This window comes from Streptomyces sp. NPDC048636 (assembly GCF_040650655.1).
Taxonomy (GTDB): Bacteria; Actinomycetota; Actinomycetes; order Streptomycetales; family Streptomycetaceae; genus Streptomyces.
Map to the genome: position 1 here is coordinate 34665 of NZ_JBEZHR010000006.1, position 17780 is coordinate 52444.

General features: G+C 73.5%; 14 protein-coding genes. 5 read left to right on the forward strand and 9 right to left on the reverse strand.

From position 1 onward, the window contains the following. Nucleotides 1–7: 7 nt before the first annotated feature. Nucleotides 8–1159, forward strand: coding sequence for an XdhC/CoxI family protein (locus AB0C66_RS18150; protein WP_362438930.1), 1152 nt, complete (start codon nucleotides 8–10; stop codon nucleotides 1157–1159). 83 nt (nucleotides 1160–1242) lie between these two features. After that, nucleotides 1243–2574, forward strand: a complete 1332-nt coding sequence (locus tag AB0C66_RS18155) for an MFS transporter (RefSeq protein WP_362438934.1) — start codon at nucleotides 1243–1245, stop codon at nucleotides 2572–2574. Between the two features lie 84 nt (nucleotides 2575–2658). On the opposite strand, the gene gndA is transcribed toward AB0C66_RS18155, so the two are convergent. The 4 genes from gndA to AB0C66_RS18175 form a co-directional block, all read right to left on the reverse strand. Beyond that, complete coding sequence (gene gndA / locus AB0C66_RS18160) at nucleotides 2659–4095, reverse strand: NADP-dependent phosphogluconate dehydrogenase (protein ID WP_362438937.1); 1437 nt, start codon at nucleotides 4093–4095, stop codon at nucleotides 2659–2661. 183 nt (nucleotides 4096–4278) lie between these two features. Beyond that, on the reverse strand, nucleotides 4279–4782 hold the full coding sequence (locus tag AB0C66_RS18165; RefSeq protein ID WP_362438940.1) for a hypothetical protein: 504 nt from the start codon (nucleotides 4780–4782) through the stop codon (nucleotides 4279–4281). A gap of 133 nt (nucleotides 4783–4915) precedes the next feature. Next, nucleotides 4916–5494 (reverse strand): DoxX family protein, encoded by a 579-nt coding sequence (locus AB0C66_RS18170; RefSeq protein WP_362438943.1) that lies wholly within the window; start codon nucleotides 5492–5494, stop codon nucleotides 4916–4918. A gap of 235 nt (nucleotides 5495–5729) precedes the next feature. After that, entirely contained in the window at nucleotides 5730–6236 is a 507-nt protein-coding gene (locus AB0C66_RS18175) for a metallophosphoesterase (RefSeq protein ID WP_362438946.1), read from the reverse strand. Between the two features lie 101 nt (nucleotides 6237–6337). On the opposite strand from AB0C66_RS18175, the gene AB0C66_RS18180 reads away from it, so the two are divergent. Further along, nucleotides 6338–6877 (forward strand): tyrosine-type recombinase/integrase, encoded by a 540-nt coding sequence (locus AB0C66_RS18180; protein WP_362438949.1) that lies wholly within the window; start codon nucleotides 6338–6340, stop codon nucleotides 6875–6877. Between the two features lie 91 nt (nucleotides 6878–6968). Here the strand turns inward: AB0C66_RS18180 and AB0C66_RS18185 are convergent, their stop codons facing one another. The 3 genes from AB0C66_RS18185 to AB0C66_RS18195 form a co-directional block, all read right to left on the reverse strand. Beyond that, nucleotides 6969–10499, reverse strand: a complete 3531-nt coding sequence (locus AB0C66_RS18185) for a phosphodiester glycosidase family protein (protein WP_362438952.1) — start codon at nucleotides 10497–10499, stop codon at nucleotides 6969–6971. Between the two features lie 148 nt (nucleotides 10500–10647). Further along, nucleotides 10648–11073 carry a YchJ family metal-binding protein gene (locus tag AB0C66_RS18190; RefSeq protein WP_362438955.1) on the reverse strand — a complete coding sequence of 142 codons (426 nt, stop codon included), beginning with the start codon at nucleotides 11071–11073 and terminating at the stop codon, nucleotides 10648–10650. 72 nt (nucleotides 11074–11145) lie between these two features. After that, nucleotides 11146–12408, reverse strand: coding sequence for an alpha/beta hydrolase (locus AB0C66_RS18195; protein WP_362438958.1), 1263 nt, complete (start codon nucleotides 12406–12408; stop codon nucleotides 11146–11148). Between the two features lie 156 nt (nucleotides 12409–12564). Between AB0C66_RS18195 and AB0C66_RS18200 the strand changes: the two genes are divergently transcribed. After that, the gene (locus AB0C66_RS18200; RefSeq protein ID WP_362438961.1) at nucleotides 12565–13665 is read left to right on the forward strand and encodes a winged helix-turn-helix domain-containing protein; all 1101 of its coding nucleotides are present in this window, start codon (nucleotides 12565–12567) and stop codon (nucleotides 13663–13665) included. On the opposite strand, the gene AB0C66_RS18205 is transcribed toward AB0C66_RS18200, so the two are convergent. After that, nucleotides 13654–14286, reverse strand: a complete 633-nt coding sequence (locus AB0C66_RS18205; RefSeq protein WP_362438964.1) for a DUF4291 domain-containing protein — start codon at nucleotides 14284–14286, stop codon at nucleotides 13654–13656. The genes AB0C66_RS18200 and AB0C66_RS18205 overlap by 12 nt on opposite strands. Nucleotides 14287–14399: 113 nt before the next feature. On the opposite strand from AB0C66_RS18205, the gene AB0C66_RS18210 reads away from it, so the two are divergent. Beyond that, nucleotides 14400–15134 carry a DUF429 domain-containing protein gene (locus AB0C66_RS18210; protein ID WP_362438967.1) on the forward strand — a complete coding sequence of 245 codons (735 nt, stop codon included), beginning with the start codon at nucleotides 14400–14402 and terminating at the stop codon, nucleotides 15132–15134. 147 nt (nucleotides 15135–15281) lie between these two features. Here AB0C66_RS18210 and AB0C66_RS18215 read toward each other — a convergent pair whose 3' ends face one another. Beyond that, on the reverse strand, nucleotides 15282–16559 hold the full coding sequence (locus AB0C66_RS18215; protein WP_362438970.1) for a transglycosylase family protein: 1278 nt from the start codon (nucleotides 16557–16559) through the stop codon (nucleotides 15282–15284). Nucleotides 16560–17780 lie beyond the last annotated feature (1221 nt).

Genomic DNA, 17780 nt, shown 5'->3' on the forward strand with positions numbered 1-17780 from the left:
GGGTTCCATGCGAGACGTTGTAGCTCAGATGCACCGGTGGTGGCGTGAGGGCGAGCCCTTCGCCCGCGCCACGGTGGTCGCGACCTGGTACTCCTCGCCGCTGCCGCCCGGTACGAGCATGCTCGTCGGACCCGACGGATCCGCGGTGGGCAGCGTCTCCGGCGGCTGTGTCGAGGCGGCCGTCTACGAACTGGCCCAGGAGGTCACCGCCGGTGGTACCCCGGTGCTCCAGCGCTACGGGGTGAGCGATGACGACGCCTTCGCTGTGGGGTTGACCTGTGGCGGTGTCATGGACGTCTTCGTGGAGCGCGTCGACCCCGAGGGCTTCCCCGAGTTCGGGGGAGTGGCCGAGGCGGTGGCCGCCGGAGAGCCGGTGGCCGAGGTGACCTGTGTGGCCGTCAGCGGCCCCGACCCGGACGGGCGCCTGGGGCGGCGGCTGGTGGTCGGTACCGACGGCTCCGCCGGCTCACTCGGTTCGGCACGGCTGGACGCGGCCGTCGCCGAGGACACCCGCGGGATGCTGGCGGGCGGCCGTACCGGCACCCTGGCCTACGGCTACGACGGCACCCGCACCGACGAGGAGTTGACGCTGTTCGTGTCGGTCCACGCAGCGCCGCCGCGGATGCTGGTCTTCGGCGCGGTGGACTTCGCCGCCGCGATGGCCCGGATGGGCGTCTACCTCGGCTACCACGTCACCGTCTGCGACGCCCGGCCGGTGTTCGCCACCGAGCGCCGGTTCCCCGAGGCCCACGAGGTGGTGACCGACTGGCCGCACCGCTATCTGCGCGCCGAGGCGGAGGCGGGCCGGGTGGACGGGCGCACCGTGGTCTGCGTCCTCACCCACGACCCCAAGTTCGACGTACCGCTGCTGGAGGAGGCGCTGCGGCTGCCGCTGGCGTACGTCGGCGCCATGGGCTCCCGTCGCACCCACGACGACCGGCTCCGGCGACTGCGCGCCACCGGACTCGGCGAGGACCGGCTGGCCCGGCTGGCCTCCCCGATCGGTCTCGACCTGGGCTCCCGGACCCCGGAGGAGACCGCGGTCAGCATCGCCGCCGAGATCATCGCCGACCGCTGGGGCGGCAGCGGCACCCGGCTGACCTCCCTCGGCGGCCGCATCCACGGCGACCATCCGATGTCCTCGGCGGCCGGTGGCTGAGACGGTGTCCCCGCCGCCCCGGCCGGTGGTCACAATGGTCCCCGACCGATGGGCACCTGGACGCAGGAGGACACACCACCGCCGTGGAGACCGCGCGTAACACCGACGACGACACAGGCTCCCCCGAGGACCGCGCCACCGCCCCGCCCGCCCCGCCGAAGACCGGCTGGCGCCGCTGGGTGATGGACACCCGGCCGCTGCGCCACCGCCCCTACCGGCGGCTGTGGAGCTCCACGACGGTCACCGCCGTGGGCAGCCAGCTGACGGCCGTGGCCGTGCCCAAGCAGATCTACGACATCACCGGCTCCTCGGCCTGGGTGGGCTACGCCAGCTTCGCCGGACTGCTGCCGCTGGTGGTCTTCGCGCTGTGGGGCGGGGTGATCGCAGACCGGATGGACCGGCGCACCCTGATGCTGATCACCAACGCGGGCATCGCCGTCACGTCGTTGCTGTTCTGGGCGCAGTCCTTCGCCGGACTGGACTCGGTGGTGCTGCTCATGGTGCTGCTCGCCGCCCAGCAGGGCTTCTTCGGGATGAACTCCCCGGCCCGGCAGGCGTCCATCGCCCGTCTCGTCCCCGCCGACGAGCTGCCCGCGGCCGGTGCCCTCCAGTCCACCGTGGCCCAGACCGGCATGATCGTCGGGCCGCTGCTCGCGGGCGCCCTGATCCCCGTGCTCGGGCTGCCGGTGCTCTATCTGATCGATGCCATCGCGCTCTGCGCGGCGCTGTGGGCCGTCTGGCGGCTGCCCGCCCTGCCGCCGCTCTCCGAGCCCGCGGGGGAGGGCGCCGACGGGACGAGGCGGCGGGCCGGATGGCGGGACGTGGCCGACGGCTTCCGCTACATCGCCGCCCACCGGATCCTGTTGCTGTCCTTCCTCGCCGACATCATCGCCATGGTCTTCGGTATGCCCCGGGCGCTCTTCCCGCAGCTCGCCGCGCACACCTACGCGCCCTGGGGCGAGGGGTTCGCCCTGGGTCTGCTCTTCGCGGCCATCCCGCTGGGCGCGGTGACCGGCGGACTGATGTCGGGCACCTTCTCCCGGGCCCGCCGGCACGGCCTCATGGTGACGGCCGCCGTGGTGGCCTGGGGCGTGGCCATCACCGGATTCGGGCTCAGCGCCAACCTGTGGTGGGCGGTGGCGTTCCTGGCGCTGGCGGGCGTGGCCGACATGGTGTCCATGGTGTTCCGCGGAGCGATACTCCAGTCCGCGGCCACCGATGAGATGCGCGGCCGGATGCAGGGTGTGTTCACCGTGGTGGTGGCGGGCGGCCCGCGCGTCGCCGATCTGCTGCACGGCACCGCCGGTTCCCTGATCGGCCCGCGGGCCGCGGTCACCGCGGGCGGACTGCTCGTCGCCGTCGGCACCCTGGGTCTGGCCGCCGCCGTACCGTCCTTCCGGCGCTATACGGCCTGAGCCGCACACCGGCGCAGCCGGACGCACGGCCGGTCCCGGCCGTGCGCACGCCCGCGCCGCGGAGGTGCGCACGACCGGCGCCGCTCAGGCCGGGTGCTCGCCGCGGTCCCCGCCCCAGAGCGTGTGGAACGTGCCGTCGCGGTCGGTGCGCCGGTAGGTGTGCGCGCCGAAGAAGTCCCGCTGCCCCTGGACCAGCGCCGCCGGAAGCCGCTCGGAGCGCAGCGCGTCGTAGTACGCCAGCGCCGCGGAGAACCCCGGAGCCGGTACGCCCAGCTCGGCCGAGGTGGCGACCACCCGCCGCCAGGCGTCCTGGGCCGCGCCCAGGGCTTCGGCGAAGTAGTCGGCGGTCAGCAGGGTGACCGGGGTCCGCTCCCGCGCGTACGCCTCGGTGATCCGGTTCAGGAACCGCGCCCGGATGATGCAGCCACCGCGCCAGATCCGCGCCACCGCGCCCGGGTCGATATCCCAGCCGTACTCCTGGCTGCCCGCCTGGATCTGGTGGATGCCCTGCGCGTACGCCACGATCTTCGACGCGTACAGCGCCTGCTCGACATCGTCGGCGAACCGCTCCGCCGCCGCGCCGGTGAGCCCCTTCGCGGACGGCCCGGGCAGCCCCTGCGCCGCGTCCCGCAGATCCGCGTGGCCCGACAGCGAGCGCGCGAACACGGCCTCGGCGATCCCGCTCACCGGAACGCCCAGGTCCAGCGCGGTCTGTACGGTCCAGCGTCCGGTGCCCTTCTGCTCGGCCTGGTCGAGCACCACGTCCACGAAGGGCTTGCCGGTCACCGCGTCGGTGTGCGCCAGCACCTCGGCGGTGATCTCGATCAGATACGACTCCAGGCGCCCGCTGTTCCAGGTGCGGAACACCTCCGCGATCTCGCCGGGCGCCATGCCCAGGGCGCGCCGCAGCAGGTCGTAGGATTCCGCGATCAGCTGCATATCGGCGTACTCGATACCGTTGTGCACCATCTTCACGAAGTGTCCGGCGCCGTCCGGGCCGATATGGGTGCAGCAGGGGGTGCCGTCCACCTTGGCGGAGATGTCCTCCAGCAGCGGGCCCAGTGCCTCGTACGACTCCTTCGAGCCGCCCGGCATGATGCTCGGGCCGTTCAGCGCGCCCTCCTCACCACCGGAGATCCCGCTGCCCACGAAGTGCAGTCCGCGCTCGCGCAGCGCCGCCTCACGGCGCCGGGTGTCCTCGAAGTGCGCGTTGCCACCGTCCACGATCATGTCGCCCGGTTCCAGCAGCGGGGCGAACTCCTCGATCACCGCGTCGGTCGGCGCCCCCGCCTTGACCATCATCACCAGGCGCCGCGGGCGCTCCAGCGAGGCCACGAACTGCTCGGCCGTCTCGGCGGGCACGAAGTGGCCCTCGTCGCCGAACTCCTTCACCAGGGCCCTCGTCCGCGCGGGCGTCCGGTTGTGTACGGCCACCGTGTGGCCGTGCCGGGCGAAGTTGCGGGCCAGATTGCTGCCCATCACCGCCAGTCCGGTCACTCCGATGTGAGCCTGCTCCGCCATGGTTGGCCACTCCTGCCTGTGTCAGTCGTCGTCATCTCGGAAACGCGCCGTGCGCACAGCGTCCCGGGTACCCCGCCCGGGCGCCACTCACGACGCGGAACCGGCACGGCCCCGGACCACGGCTACGAGGGCCGCCGTCCCCCGCGGACGGCCGCCCTCGTATCCGTCGGTGGACGGGCCGTGCTATCTCGGCATCTCGGAGGAGGCGCCGTTCACGGTTCCGGTGGCCCGGGTGGGGCGCTCCAGGATGCCCCGGGCATCGGCGGGGGCCGACTCGCGGACCGGAACCGGCTGCGGTCCGGCCGGGGTCTCCGCGGACTGCGGCCCGGCGCCGCCGGGCGCCGAGGTCGAGCCGTTGATCTTCTCTATCGCCTGCCGGGCCTGCTCACCGGGGGAGCGGGCGGCGAGCGGTGGCGGGGTGTGGCCCGCGGTGGCCGCGGGCTGGCTGCGCTCCTGCGCGTGCTTGGCGTGGGCGCCGCCGCCGAACTGGTTCCGCAGCCGGTGGCTCACCGACTCGTCCAGGCTCACCGGACGCCCCAGCTGGGCAGCGAGCCGACCCGCCTCCTGACCGAGCGCGGCGACGACCTCCCAGGGCAGATGGAGTTCCAGCCGGACCTCGGCCTCTCCGTCGGGGAGGGCTTGGATGGGCGGGGTGAACCGGTCGTTCGAGTTGAACCGGTCATTCATGTGCGGTCCTCCGGTCTCGGATGGTCCTGCGCGGCGCGGCGCGCGCCCCGGTGCCAGGACCGCGCCTACCCAGGAATACGGAGAAACGGCTCGTCCCGTTCATCCGCGTGACGTATCCGAGCCGGAAAAAAGATCAGGTTTTGCTCAGCACGATCGTGATCGCCGCCAGGATGGCCGCCAGCACCAGCGCCGCCACCCCGTAGATCAGCCGCTGCGAGCGCAGTACGGGGAGCAGCGCGTCGACGGAGATCCGGCCCGCTCCGGTCAGCGCGAGACCGGCCGCGCCGACGCCGATCAGCATCGGGAACTCGAAGCCGCCGAAGAAGCCGAGCTCCCAGGCCACGGCCACGGCGTTGGCCATCGTGCCCGCGACGGCGGCTCCGGCGAGTGGGGTGATCAGCCCGATCGCCAGGCCGAGACCGCCGAGGGTCTCGGTCAGCCCGGCGATGACGGCCATCGCCTTCGGCGCCGGATAGCCGAACTGCTCGAAGGCCACGGCCGTCTTGTCGATCCCCAGACCGCCCCACCAGCCGAACAGATGCTGTGCGCCGCGCGCGGCGACGGTCAGGCCGATGCCGAGACGCAGCACCAGCAGACCGACGTCATGGGCGGTGAGCACGGCTGCGGTGGACCGGGAGGCGTGGGAGTGGCCGCGGCCCGCGTCCGGTTCCGGTTCCGGTGAGGCGGCGTTGTCGCGGTGAGAAGAAGACATGGCGCCCTCGTCTGGTCGGGCCCGGCGGGCTCGCCGAGCCGGATGTGCGATATGCACCTTAAGTTCTTTTTATTCCACCAAGCGGGTGGCTTCAACCCGGGCCCGGTCGCCCGCCCGGCGAGCGGGCTCGAAGTGGCCGTCGGCCGCCGTTGCCGAGACGATGGGGATGACGTTGGGGAGATCGACGTCCTGCTGCCGCGTCGTGCCCGGTCCCGCCGCGGCCGTGATCAACTGGTCAGCGGCGTGGTGGGAGCCGGCGCAGATCGACGGCGGTCAGCCGCCCGGCCTCGATCGTGGCCGTCATGAACGTGCAGTACGGCTGTCTGCGCCGGTCCGTGGGGGAGCCGGGATTGAGCAGCCGCAGCCGCCCGTCGTCGGTCGTGGAGTCCCACGGGATGTGGCTGTGGCCGAACACCAGCACCTCCACATCGGGGAACCGCTCGGCGCAGCGCCGCTCCCGCCCTCGCGCCTCCCCCGTCTCGTGCACCACACCGAACCGCAGCCCGTCCAGCTCCACCCGGGCCACCTCGGGCAGCCGCGCCCGCAGGTCAGGACCGTCGTTGTTGCCGTACACGCCGATCAGCCGCGCCGACCGCGACTCCAGCAGATCGAGCGTGGCGGTGTCGACCCAGTCGCCCGCGTGGAAGACCACATCGGCGTGCGGCAGTTGGTCGAGCAGTTCCCGCGGCAGGGCCTTGGCGCGCCGGGGCAGATGGGTGTCGGACATCAGGAGGAGACGCACGGGGTGACCGTACCTCGCGTAACCGCCCCCGGCGCTTCCCGGCGGTGTCCGACAGATGTGAAATAGTGTGCCAAGCGGACACCGGCGCGCGGGAGGCGGCGATGGCGGACACCACGGGGGACCGGTATCCCCGGCCACCGGTCACGGCAGCCGAGGCCGAATGGGTCTGGCGGCTGCTGTCCGTCCAGGCGCTGGAGGAGGGAGCCGGACCGGAGACGGTGCGGCTCGCGGTCGTGGTGGGGCTCGCCCGGGCCAGCGGCGCTCGGTACGGGGGCCTGCTGCGCTGCACCGTCCGGGCGCTCGACCTGGATGCCGGATCGGTGACGCTCGAGCACGGTAAGCACCGGGTGCCACGCCGCCACGGCCTGGACCCCGGCACGGTCCTGGTGCTGCGCCGCTGGCTGCGGGTGCGTCAGGAACTCTGCGCGGAGCTGGAGGGTTCGGTGCCGGAGGCGCTGCTGCTGACGGTGCACCACACCCATGACCACGGGGTGACGGTGGCGGCCGGACTGCCCATCACCCGGCAGGGGCTGGTGCTCTCCTGGCGCCGGTTCGCCCATCGCACCAACGCCCGGTACGCGGCCGGGCGGCCCCCGCTGCCCACCCGCTTCGAACAGGTCCGCCGCGCCTGGGACACCTGAGCTCCGCGACGCCTCAACTCCCGTGGCCGGGGCGACGCCAACTCCCGTGGCCGGGGCGGGGCCGTCCGTACGGCCCCGCCCCCGCCGCCGGTTACGCGGCCGACGCCCCCGCCACGGCCCGCGCGGTCACCGTGAACCGCGCCTGTGCGCTGGCGCCGTTGACCTTCACCGTCAGTGTGCCGATCCCCGGACGCAGTGCGGTGAGCGTGCCGCTCACCGGGTCGTACGCCGCCACATGGCGGCGCCCGGCGTGGGAGGGATCACCGATGAACACATGGGGCGATCCGCTCCAGTCGGCGCTGACCGGGAAGCGGACGGGCACCCGACGGGCGCTGGGGCCCTCGCCCTGGATCACGTCCGCCGTCACCGTGGCGTCCTGCCCGGCGCGCAACTCGGCCGGGGCGGTCACGGTCAGCCCGTCCACATGCGGCCGGGTCTGGACCGACACCCAGTCGGGCCCGCCCTTCCACGGTGTATGACGCGCCCGCGCCTGCTCCTTCGCGGACACATGGTCCACCCCCACCATCGACCAGCCGGTGAAACCGCCCCGGTCGGCCGGGGTGGCCGGGTACTTGCCCGAGTTGCCGTTGATCAGATACGGGACGCCGTCCACCCGTGAGGCGTGGAAGGTGCCGACATGGCTGCCGATGAACGCGGCGCCCTTGCCGGAGGTCCGGCGGAAGTCGGCGAGCCAGTTCTCCAGCAGCGCGGCCTCCTTGCGGTCGCTCAGCTGGCTGCCCTGCTGCGGGGTGGGATCGCGCGGCGGTACGTGCTCGACCACCATGACCGAGCCGACGCTCCGGTCGTGAGCGGCGGCCTCCAGCTGGGCGCGCAACTCCTCGATCTGGTCGAAGCCCCCGCCGCGCAGCCCGAGACTGGAGGTGTCCAGGGTGATGAAGCGGGTGCCCCGGTGGTCGAAGGTGCGGTGCGCGGGCCCGAACTCGGCCGTGAAGTTGTCGATCCGTCCGCCCATGACCTCGTGGTTGCCGGGGACGTAGGTCCAGGGCACGGCGTCGCCCAGCTCCTGCGTCAGCACCGTCCGGGCGAAGGAGAGGTCCTCGGGTGAACCCTCGTCGACCAGGTCACCGTTGATGACCAGGAGGTCGGGCCGGGCCGCCCTGATCTCCCGCAGGGTGCGCCGGGCCTGGGCGACGATCGGGCTGTTCGGCTCGCGCGCCACGAACTGCGCGTCCGACATCACCGCGAACCGCCAGTCCCGTCGCCCGGTCCGGGCCGCGCTGTCGATCAGCGGATCGGGGTCGGCCTTCTCCACGGGCAGGTCGACGGCGGGTGGCACCCGTGCGGTGAGGTCGTCGATGACGATGCCGCCGCTGTACTGCCGGGCCGGGCCGGTCTCGGCGAGATAGAAGCGGCTGACCGTCAGCGGACGGGCGACCCCGGCCGGGACGGTGAAGTCGACATGTCGCCATCCGGTCCAGGTCACATACGGCCCGCGCAGCAGCTGGTCCGAGCCCGCCGCGTCCTTGAGGTGCAGTGTCGGCCACGCGCCCTTGCCGTCCCCCTTGATCCACAGGCCGAACGACTGCGGCTGGCCTTCCACGTCGATCGGCCGCGGCGGGGTGACGTAGGCGGCGCGGGTGGCGGTCGACTGGGTGAAGTCGTAGGTGAGTTTGAGCCCGGTGCCGCTGTGGCCGTCGGGCGTGGCCTCGGCCGAACCGGAGGCGCGGGCCTGGCTGAAGGTCCACTGTCCGGCGTCGTCGAAGGCCGCCTCCCGCTGCTCGCGGAGTCCGACGGTGACCGCGAGCACGGTGCTGGTGTGCCCGACGCGGACCGTCACCCGGCCCGCGGCCTCCGCCCCGTGCGCCGTGACGGTGAAGGTGCCGGTGGCCGGGTCCGGGGTGATGGTGAACAGCGAGTGGTCGTAGTCGAGTTGGACATCGGACGGCTCGACGGGGGCGCTGGCGCCGTGCGCGTCCAGGCCGACGATGCCGAACCGCCCGGTGGCCCGGGCATCGGCCAGTCCGAGCAGCCGGGTGGTGGGCCGGATCCGGTCGAGGCGGTCCAGCACGGTGAGCTTCAGCGCGCCATGGGCGGTGCCGTGCCGGGCGGTGACCGCGGTCGTACCGCCGTGGCGGGCGGTGAAGGTGCCGTCGGCGGAGACCCGGCCGACGCCCGGATCGGCCGTCCGCCAGTGCGGCGCCCCCTTCGCGGGGCCGTAGGTCTCGTCGTAACCGGCGGCGGTGAGACGGCGGGTCAGCCCGGGGAAGACGCGCTCGGGGTGGCCACCGCGGACCGGGTCCACGGTGGGCGTGTCGGCGGCGTCGGCAGCCGTCTCCACCCAGAAGCCCTTGAGCCGTCCGCTGCCGTCGGGGGCGGTGAAGGCCAGTCCGTTGGGCACGATGCGTTCGCTGCCGTCGGACGGGCTGTTCTCCACCTGGGCCCGGTCGCTGCCGGGTTCGCGGGCCACCAGGGTGGACGAACCGCCGCCGTCCAGGTTGAGCGCGCCGTAGGAGCCCGCCTCCTTCATCATCAGGCCCAGTTCGGTGAGGGTCACGCCGCCGCTGTCGGCCTGCCGTCCGTCGACGGTGATGACCTGCATACGGTGGCCGTCCCGGGAGAAGCCGACGGCCGTGCGGGGGGCGGCGAGGTTGTTGCCCTCACCCTCGTGACCGATGGGTTTGCCGTCCACGACAAGTGGCTCCCGGCCGCTGACGGCGGTGCGGGGCAGATCGCCGTCGGCCGCGCGGGGCCGGTACGTCATCTCCACGCGGTCGCCCACGGCCAGCGAGGTGAGGGCGTCGGCTCCCTGGTCCCGGCCCACCAGCAGGGTGGTACCGGCCGGGACGGCGCCCTTGCCGGGAGCCGAGGCCGCCCGGCCGACCTTTCCGTCCACCACGGCCACCTCGGCGGTGCGCCGTGCGCCGTCGACGGTCTGGGCCCGGTCCGCCTCGCCCCACTGGGCGTTGTAGGCGCCGATGCCGCCCGACGGGACGTTGGCGGCGTTGAGCGCGGCGAGCGGATGGTCGCCGTCCGGGAGGGTGAGCGTGCCGTCGAAGTAGAGCTGGAGGAGACGGCCCGCCGCCCGCGGGCCGATGCCGACGGCCCTGCCCGGACCGGCGGCGGACGCGGAGTTGACCACGTGGCCGCCGCCGATGCCGATGCCTTCGGGGGCTCCGGTCTGATTGATGTCGAAGAAGTCGCCGTTGATCGCGGCCACTGTGCGGCGGCCGGGCCCCGGGTCGTGTCCGGCGGCCAGTTCGGAGACGGGCGCGCGCTTGGCGACCTTGTCCGGGTGCAGATAGTCGACCTCGGACCCGCCGTTGAGGTCCACCGACAGCGAGTCGACCCGCAGCCACTTGTCGGACTCCAGGCGGTCGTACGAGGTCAGCTTGATCCCGGGGGCGACGGGACGTTCGGCGCGGGCGGTCTGTAGACCGTCCCCGTCGGCCACGGACGCGGTGTCCGCGGCGCCCTTCTCGCCCTCGGCGGCGGCGGGCGGTGGTGGCGCCACCGGGCGCAGCATCTCGGCCGCGTCGCGGGCCAGCGGTTCGGGGGCAGGGGCGGGGGTGTTATCGGCGGTGGCCGGTCCCGCGGCGCCCGCCACGAGGGCGGAGACCGCGGCCAGAACCGCCAGGGGTCTGGCGAACGCGACAGGACGCATGGCAACTCCCTGAGGCCATGGGACTCGCGTGGTTCCCACGCACAGCGCCCCAGCATCGCGGTGGAGTTGACCGGGCACCAGAAGGCGTCGGCGACATCCTGGGGAACATCTGTCCGTGCCACCCCGGTTCGCCGCCGGTGCGTGGGGGTCAGCCGCTGGTCAGGGCGTGGAGATAGACCCAGGCGCCCTCGTGCCGCGCGAACCGGCTGTTCTCGTGCAGCTCACCCGCATGGCCGCCTTCGGCGTAGTGCGCGCGGAACTCCACGGTGCCGGTGGAGTGGAACGCCGTACCGTCCGTGGTCCCCAGGATCTCCAGACCCGTCCAGCGTGTCCCGGCGTCCAGGACCACGCGCGGCGGCCGGGTGGTGGGGTGCCAGCTGCGCAGCAGATACGCCTCGTCCCCCACGGCGAAGGCGCTGTAGCGCGAGCGCATCAGCTGTTCCGCGGTGGCCGCCCGGGCCTCACCGCGGTGCAACCGCCCGCAGCAGTCGCCGTATGCGGCGGGCAGTCCGCAGGGGCAGGCCGTGGGGGTGGTGCGGCGAGGCGGCGGTGACGGTCGCTTGCGTCGGGACATGGGCCCATTGTGACGGGTGGGACCGGTGGGGCCGTCCCGGGTGGCACCCCGGCCCGGGACGGCGTCCCAGAGTCAGCGGCGCGGCAGCTGCCGGGTGAAGAACGCGCGGACCCGCTCGCGTACGGCCGGTACCGAACACACCGGGTCCGCCGCGCCGATCAGCCGGGTCCGGGCCGCCACGGACATCAGTCCGGCGGTCTGGATCCGGGGTACGAGGGCCGCGTAGTCGGTGAAGACCCAGTGCGCCGCGTCGTCCAGCCCCGCCCGCGTGGCACATCCGCGTGAACGTGCGAGCAGGGCGGACCAGGAACGTTCCAGCGCCGCTCGCTCGGTGAAGCCGTCGGTCTGCAACAGAAGCAGCGGCCGGTCCGTGCCGTGGCGGGCGACGGGCAGCAGTTCCCCGGGCCGGTCCGGTGCGGACGGCGCCTCGTCCAGGAACCCTTCGAGGTTGACCGCGGCGGCGATGCGCCGGTCCTGGTACAGCGTCTCGGCCGCTGTGGTGCCACCGGCCGAATGCCCGTAGACGCCCACGCGTTCCAGGTCCAGCAGACCGGGCAGCCCGGCCGGGAGGGGGCGGCGCTCCGCGTCGGGGTGGTGGCCCGCCGCCAGGGCCGTCAGCCGGTCCAGGACGAACCGGGTGTCGGCGATCCGGGTGGCGATCGCGGTGTGGAACTGATGGGTGTCCATCCGGGGGTCTCCGCGGAAGACGGTCCGGCGCAGCAGCTTCCTGCGGTACGCGGCAGGACGCGGGAAGACCACCTCGCTGGCGTCGCCGGGATGGTCGACGGCCACCACCACGAAGCCGTGGCTCGCCAGGTCCTCCGCGAGCCCGGTGCCCAGGGTGCGGGGGTCACCGCCGCCGGGGCTGTACAGCAGCACCGGGCAAGGGGCGCGCCGCGCGGGCGCGTCGATGTACGCGTGGGCCCGGGTGGCGGCCCAGTCCACACCCTCCGCCGGCAGCCCCGGACGCAGCAGCGGCGCCATCTCACCGAACGAGCGGGCGGCGCGCGCGGTCATGTGGCGCGCCGGCGGGCGGTCGTGGCCGTCCCGCGCCGGGTACCACGCCGTCACCATCACCTCCCGGACCGGGATCCTGGCATTCCACGGGTCGCGCCGGGTGCGGTCGACCAGATACAGGGTGGTGACGCCGATCCGGTGCGGTCCGGTCGGCGCGGGCAGCCGCACGGTCAGCCCGCCGCCGCGGCCGGCGGCCCGGGCCCGGGCCGCGCCCCCACCTCCGCTGAGCAGTGCCGCGGTGGCCAGTACGGCCGAGGTGGTGACGGCCCGTCGGCCCACTCCACCGCTCTCCCCGTCGATGACATTCCTGAACGACATGACTCGCTCCCCTTCGGTGTCCCCTGTGGCTGATCCGGTGTGATTCCGGCCCTTGCGCCGTCGGGCGGTGAGCTGAATCCTGGCCGCGGCGGGGTGCGACGGGCGATCGTTGAGGCCCTGGCCTCAAAGGTGGTGCGGTGCCGTCAGGGGGAGTACGTGATCCGGATCCACGCCACGGCCGCCGATGTCGCCCGGGTGCGGTTCGCGCCCCGGCCGGCTCCGTTGCAGGAGCTGAACGTGGCCCTGGCCATGATGTGCCGGGCGGACGGGGAACTGCTCTTCGGCCGCTGGCGGCGGCGGGCCCTGCGCGGTCTTCCGGCCGCCGTCCAGCCACTGGGCGACCTGGTTCCGGCGGCCATCGCACCTGGCTTCCTCGATGTGTTCAGCGACGATCTGGACGAGGGTCTGGCGAGCGTCCGGGCCACACCGCGCGCTCTGGTCCGCGCCGAGTTGGAGCGGGTCTACGCTCCGCATCCGCGCCCCGCGCCCGTATGGCTCCACGATCTGCACCGGGGGCGGGCCGGGGCCTGGCAACTGCTGCGCCGCGCCCAGCGGGAGGCGTTCGAGAGCCTGGTGCGCCCGGTGTGGTCGCAGGTCCAGGATCTGCACCGGGCGGAGTTCAGCCGTCATGCCCTGGCCGTGGCCGAACACGGGGTCGGCATCGCGCTGGCCGCCCTCGTGCCCGGCGCCCGCTGGTGCGAGAGCGGCTGGGTGATCGAGGCGCCGGTGGAGCGGGACATCACCCTGGGCGGGCGTGGTCTGGTGCTGCTGCCCACCTTCCACTGGACCGGGGGCCCGCTCCTCTCCGAACTGCCCGACCGTCCGGTCACCCTGACCTACCCGGCGGGGCCGGGTGTTCCGCTGTCGCCACAGGTGGCCGGGGTGGGCGAGGACGCGCTGGCCGCGGTGGTGGGCCGTACCCGTGTCGAGATGCTGTCCTTGCTCGAGCGGGAGCACACCACCACCGGGCTGGCCCGGCGGCTGCGCGTCAGCAATGCCACCGTCTCGGCGCACGCCGCCGCGCTGCGCGGCGCGGGGCTGATCACCACGGTGCGCGCCGGGCGGGCGGTACTGCACCAACGCACCGCGCTGGGGAGCCTGTTGATGCGGCGGTGCGGGGCGGGTGAGGGGAGAGGAGTCCGGGCCTCGTCCGGTGGGTCTTCTCGACAATGCGGCGAGGTAACGGTGCCGGGCGTCGCGGGCCCGAGGAGATCGACCGGCCCGGGCCCCGGGGCCCGGACACGATCAGGCGCGTAGCGGGGCAAGCAGGGATTCGTCCGCCGGGAAGGGGCGTTCCTCGGGCAGCAGCGCGGCCGCCGCCTCCAGCTCGTCCTTGCGCACCAGCGCGTGGATCTCCTGGGCGAGCGGGGTGACATCGGTGATGGCCACCGTCCACTCGTCCGCGTAGCGGCGGGCCGCCTCGCCCGCGAGCCCGAGCTGAAGGGAGCGGTACGGCAGTGGGCGCAGCCGCAGATCGCGCTCCGGATCCCACTGGACACGGGACGGCGCCTGCCTCAACTGCCGCTTCCAGGAACCCTGATCGGGGTGCAGCCCATGCGCGTAGTGCGACAGGCAGGCGTTGCGCAGTGCCCACTCGAAGCCCTCGCGGGTGATCTCGACGGCGAGGACGGTCTCCTGACCCTCCTTCTCGCCCCAGCCGCAGCGGTACATCATCCACAGGAACGACGGTTTGATCCAGGTCATCCGGTCGCGCTTCCAGGCGGCCGGGAAGCGGCCGTCGCGGGCCGCGGGTCGGCCGATGTGCGGTCCGTACGCCTGGTACACGGTGACCGTGGAGGCGGTGTGCAGTGCGCGGATCTCATGGCGGGGCCGGGGGTGCCGCTGTTCTTCCGGCCCCTGGTGCTGGGGTTCTTCCATGGGTCCCAGGGTCGCCGTGTCCGGCACCGCCTGGCCAGCGAATTTCGACGCCACGGCTCAGATGGGCCGTGCTGATCGCCCCCATGCCCCGTCGGCGTGGTCGGATACGGCCCATGGGTTCCCGACGTGATGTCCCGCAGCCGGCCCCCGGCCCCGGCGGTGGTGCCGCCCCGACCGTCGTGGGGGTGGACGCCTGCCCCACCGGCTGGGTCGCCGTGACGCTCCGCGCGGGCGCGTTCGCCGGTGCCGAGACCGGCAGTGGACTGGCAGAACTGGTCTCCCGGGTGCCGGACGCGGCCGTGGTGGCCGTCGACATGCCGCTGGGACTGCTGGAGACCGGTCTGCGCCAGGCCGACACACTGGCCGTGTCGATGATGGCCCCGCACCGGTCCCGGGTCTTCCCGGTGCCCCCGCGCGAGGTCTGGAAGGAGGAGGACTACGCCGCGGCCAATGAATCCTGCCGACGGATCACCGGACGCGGTATGAGCCGTCAGACCTGGGGTCTCGCGGTCAAGCTGCGTGAGGCCAACGCCTGTCGCGACGGCGGTGACTACCGGCTGCACGAGGTCCATCCGGAGGTCTCCTTCGCCGCCATGAACGACTCCCAGCCGGTGGCCTGGAGCAAGAAGAGCTGGAACGGCCAGGCGGTGCGCCGCGGGCTGCTGGTGGCCGAGGGCATCGCCCTGCCCGACGATCTCGGCCCGGCCGGACGGGTGCCGACCGACGACCTGCTGGACGCCGCCGCCGCTGCCTGGAGCGCCCACCGCATCGTACGGCGCACCGCGCGGAGCCTGCCGGATCCGCCCGAGCTGACGGACGCCGAACTGCCCGTGGCCATCTGGTACTGACCCGCCCTGGCCGCGGGGGAGCGAACGGCGGTGGGACGCCGCCCGAGCCGTGCCTCGGACGGCCTCCCTTTCCCCCACCCCCGGGATGTGGTCACTGGGGCCGCGGTCGCCGCGGTGTCACGGGTGCGGGTGCGGGTGTCGCCGGAATCAGCCGCCGACGCCGTGCGCGCGCAGATAGGCGAGCGGATCGACATCGGATCCGTAGCCCGGACCGGTGCGCACCTCGAAGTGCAGATGCGGTCCGGTGGTGTTGCCGGTGTTCCCCGAGCGGGCGATCCGCCGCCCCGCCTCGACGGTCTGCCCGGCGCGTACGCTCACCGAGGACAGATGGGCGTAGTGGGTGTACAGGCCCCCGGTGTGCCGGATGACCACCTGATAGCCGAAGGCGCCGCCCCATCCGGCGGCCACCACCTTGCCCCCGGCGGCCGACTGCACCGGGGTGCCGATCGGGACCGCGAAGTCCACGCCCGTGTGGTGGCCGCTCGACCAGCGTCCGCCGCGCGTGCCATAGGCCGCGCTGACCGGGCCGCTGACGGGGGATACACGGCGGTGGGTGACGGACTTCCGCGCGGCCGAGTGACGTGAGGCGGCCGAGTGGCGCGAGGCGGCCGACGCGGCGCGCCGGGTCGGGGCGGCCTTGTGCGTGCGGCCCGACGCCGAGGACAGCGCCAGCCGCTGACCCGGGCGGATCAGATCCGGATTCGCGCCGATGGTCGGGCGGTTGGCCTGGTAGAGGACCCGCCAACCACCGCTGACGGAGGACCGCCGGGCGATGCCGGATAACGTGTCGCCGCGCACCACCGCGTACCACCCCGACGACGCGGTCCGCTTGGCGGGGTGTTTGGCGCGTGGCTTCCCGATGCCCTTGCCCGGTGCCTTCCCGGACGATGTGGCGGAGCTCTTTCCGGACCCCTTCGCGGAGCTCTTTCCGGGGGCCGCGGCGGACGGTTGGTGACGGGGCGACGCCGGACGCCCGGCACGGTGTCCGGACGGCGGTTGGGCGCTCCGGGAGCCGCCGCGGTTCGCCACCGCGGCGGGCGGGCCGGAGCGCGTCAGCCGGCCGCGGACCGAGCACACCGGCCAGGCGCCCGGACCCTGTGCGGCCAGGACCGCCTCGGCCACGGTGATCTGCTGGCCCCTGGTGGCCAGATCGGCCCGCGGAGCGTAGGCGAGGCCGCCGTACGCGGCCCAGGTGTGCTGCGAGAACTGCAACCCGCCGTAGTAGCCGTTGCCCGTGTTGATGCGCCAGTTGCCTCCGCTTTCGCAGGTGGCCACCCGGTCCCAGGCGTCGGCCGGTGCCGCGGTGGCGACGCCGGTGCCCAGGATCGGCAGGACGATGCCGACGCTGCCCGCGGTCAGGGCGGCGCGCAGCGGGGTGACCCGGCCGGGCGCCGTGGGGCGACGGTGACTTCCTCGTACGGCCATGGGGCTGGTTCCTCTCCACAACGGCTCTCGACTCGCCCTCCGGAGGCCCCGGTGGGCGATACGAGTAGCGCAGCCGGGCTCGGGCGGTCACAAGGCGCAGGGGGCCTCATGAACCGCCGTGCGCCGCCGGGTTCCACCCGTTCTGTGGCTGATGCTCCCTCAGTCGCGCATGAGCGGGCGCGTGGAGGGGTGGGGGCGCACGGTCGCGGCGGCGGGGGAGGGGACGGGGCTCGGCGGCGCCGGTGATCTCCGGTCGGCGGGCGGTCCGGGGAGCCACTGAAAATGATTTTCGGGTGGCTTCGGGTGGGGATGCTATTCCGCCGCATCGGATTCCCGGTGATCCATCGCGGATGTCCGCGAACTGCCGGGCTAATTCACTGTCCTGTGGCGGCGGTTGGGCCCCCGGTTCGGAGTTCGGCGTCCAATGCGGTGCCCGGTATGGGGCGTTCCTCAGGGGCTGGATCTTCCGCGGTGCTATTGCCGCGCTCGGCGGGACAAGATCGGTCGCTTGGCGGACCGGGTCGGCCGGTCGTCCGTCACCACTGCGAGCGGCGGCGGAGCCGACCGTTCCGTGCCCAGTCCCGGAGCCGCCGAAAGCGGGCGGGATGAGGAGAAGGGGGAGAAGCCGAGGACGTGGAGAAGGCGGGGAGTGCGGAAGAGGGGGAGTGCCGGGAAGGGTGACGGCCGTGCGGCAGGAGGAGGCGAGCGCGGCGGGAGAAGAGCGGGGCCGGACCCGGTGGCGGCGCCGGGCGCGCGGGCCGCTCGCGGAGTTCGCGGCCGGGCAGGTGACCGGGGCCGGGCGGACGAGCGCCCCGGTGACTTGTACCGGGCGCGGGATCCCACCATTCCCGGAGCCTGAGTGGGCCTGCGGACTGGATCCTGCGGCGGGCCGGGCGGGATCGCGGGCCGATGCCAGGGAACCGGCCGTCGACACTGTGTCGGTGTACCCCGGGCCAAGGCCGGAGAGGAAGGTGGTCCGGGCATCGGGCTCACCGTCAAAGCCCAGGTGGGATTGGTGACGTGACGTCCCGTTCGCCAAAACGTCCGGCCGTGCGTCGTCTCCCGTACCGGCCGCGCGCGTGCGTCCCTTCTCCGGAAAGCCGCCTGTCGGCAAGGCAGGTGGGAACTGGCGGAGAATCACAGGGTCCGTGTATGGCGGGAACCGCGCCGCCGGTCATATCATTGCCTCACATCCACTTCTCCCCGTCATCCCGGGGACCG

Excerpts from the sequence above, each read along its gene's own strand:
- AB0C66_RS18195 (WP_362438958.1), bottom strand. The coding sequence starts at position 12,408 with ATGTCGTTCAGGAATGTCATCGACGGGGAGAGCGGTGGAGTGGGCCGA.
- AB0C66_RS18165 (WP_362438940.1), bottom strand. The coding sequence starts at position 4,782 with ATGAATGACCGGTTCAACTCGAACGACCGGTTCACCCCGCCCATCCAA.
- gndA (WP_362438937.1), bottom strand. The coding sequence starts at position 4,095 with ATGGCGGAGCAGGCTCACATCGGAGTGACCGGACTGGCGGTGATGGGC.
- AB0C66_RS18205 (WP_362438964.1), bottom strand. The coding sequence starts at position 14,286 with ATGGAAGAACCCCAGCACCAGGGGCCGGAAGAACAGCGGCACCCCCGG.
- AB0C66_RS18150 (WP_362438930.1), top strand. The coding sequence starts at position 8 with ATGCGAGACGTTGTAGCTCAGATGCACCGGTGGTGGCGTGAGGGCGAG.
- AB0C66_RS18190 (WP_362438955.1), bottom strand. The coding sequence starts at position 11,073 with ATGTCCCGACGCAAGCGACCGTCACCGCCGCCTCGCCGCACCACCCCC.
- AB0C66_RS18180 (WP_362438949.1), top strand. The coding sequence starts at position 6,338 with ATGGCGGACACCACGGGGGACCGGTATCCCCGGCCACCGGTCACGGCA.
- AB0C66_RS18170 (WP_362438943.1), bottom strand. The coding sequence starts at position 5,494 with ATGTCTTCTTCTCACCGCGACAACGCCGCCTCACCGGAACCGGAACCG.
- AB0C66_RS18210 (WP_362438967.1), top strand. The coding sequence starts at position 14,400 with ATGGGTTCCCGACGTGATGTCCCGCAGCCGGCCCCCGGCCCCGGCGGT.
- AB0C66_RS18185 (WP_362438952.1), bottom strand. The coding sequence starts at position 10,499 with ATGCGTCCTGTCGCGTTCGCCAGACCCCTGGCGGTTCTGGCCGCGGTC.
- AB0C66_RS18215 (WP_362438970.1), bottom strand. The coding sequence starts at position 16,559 with ATGGCCGTACGAGGAAGTCACCGTCGCCCCACGGCGCCCGGCCGGGTC.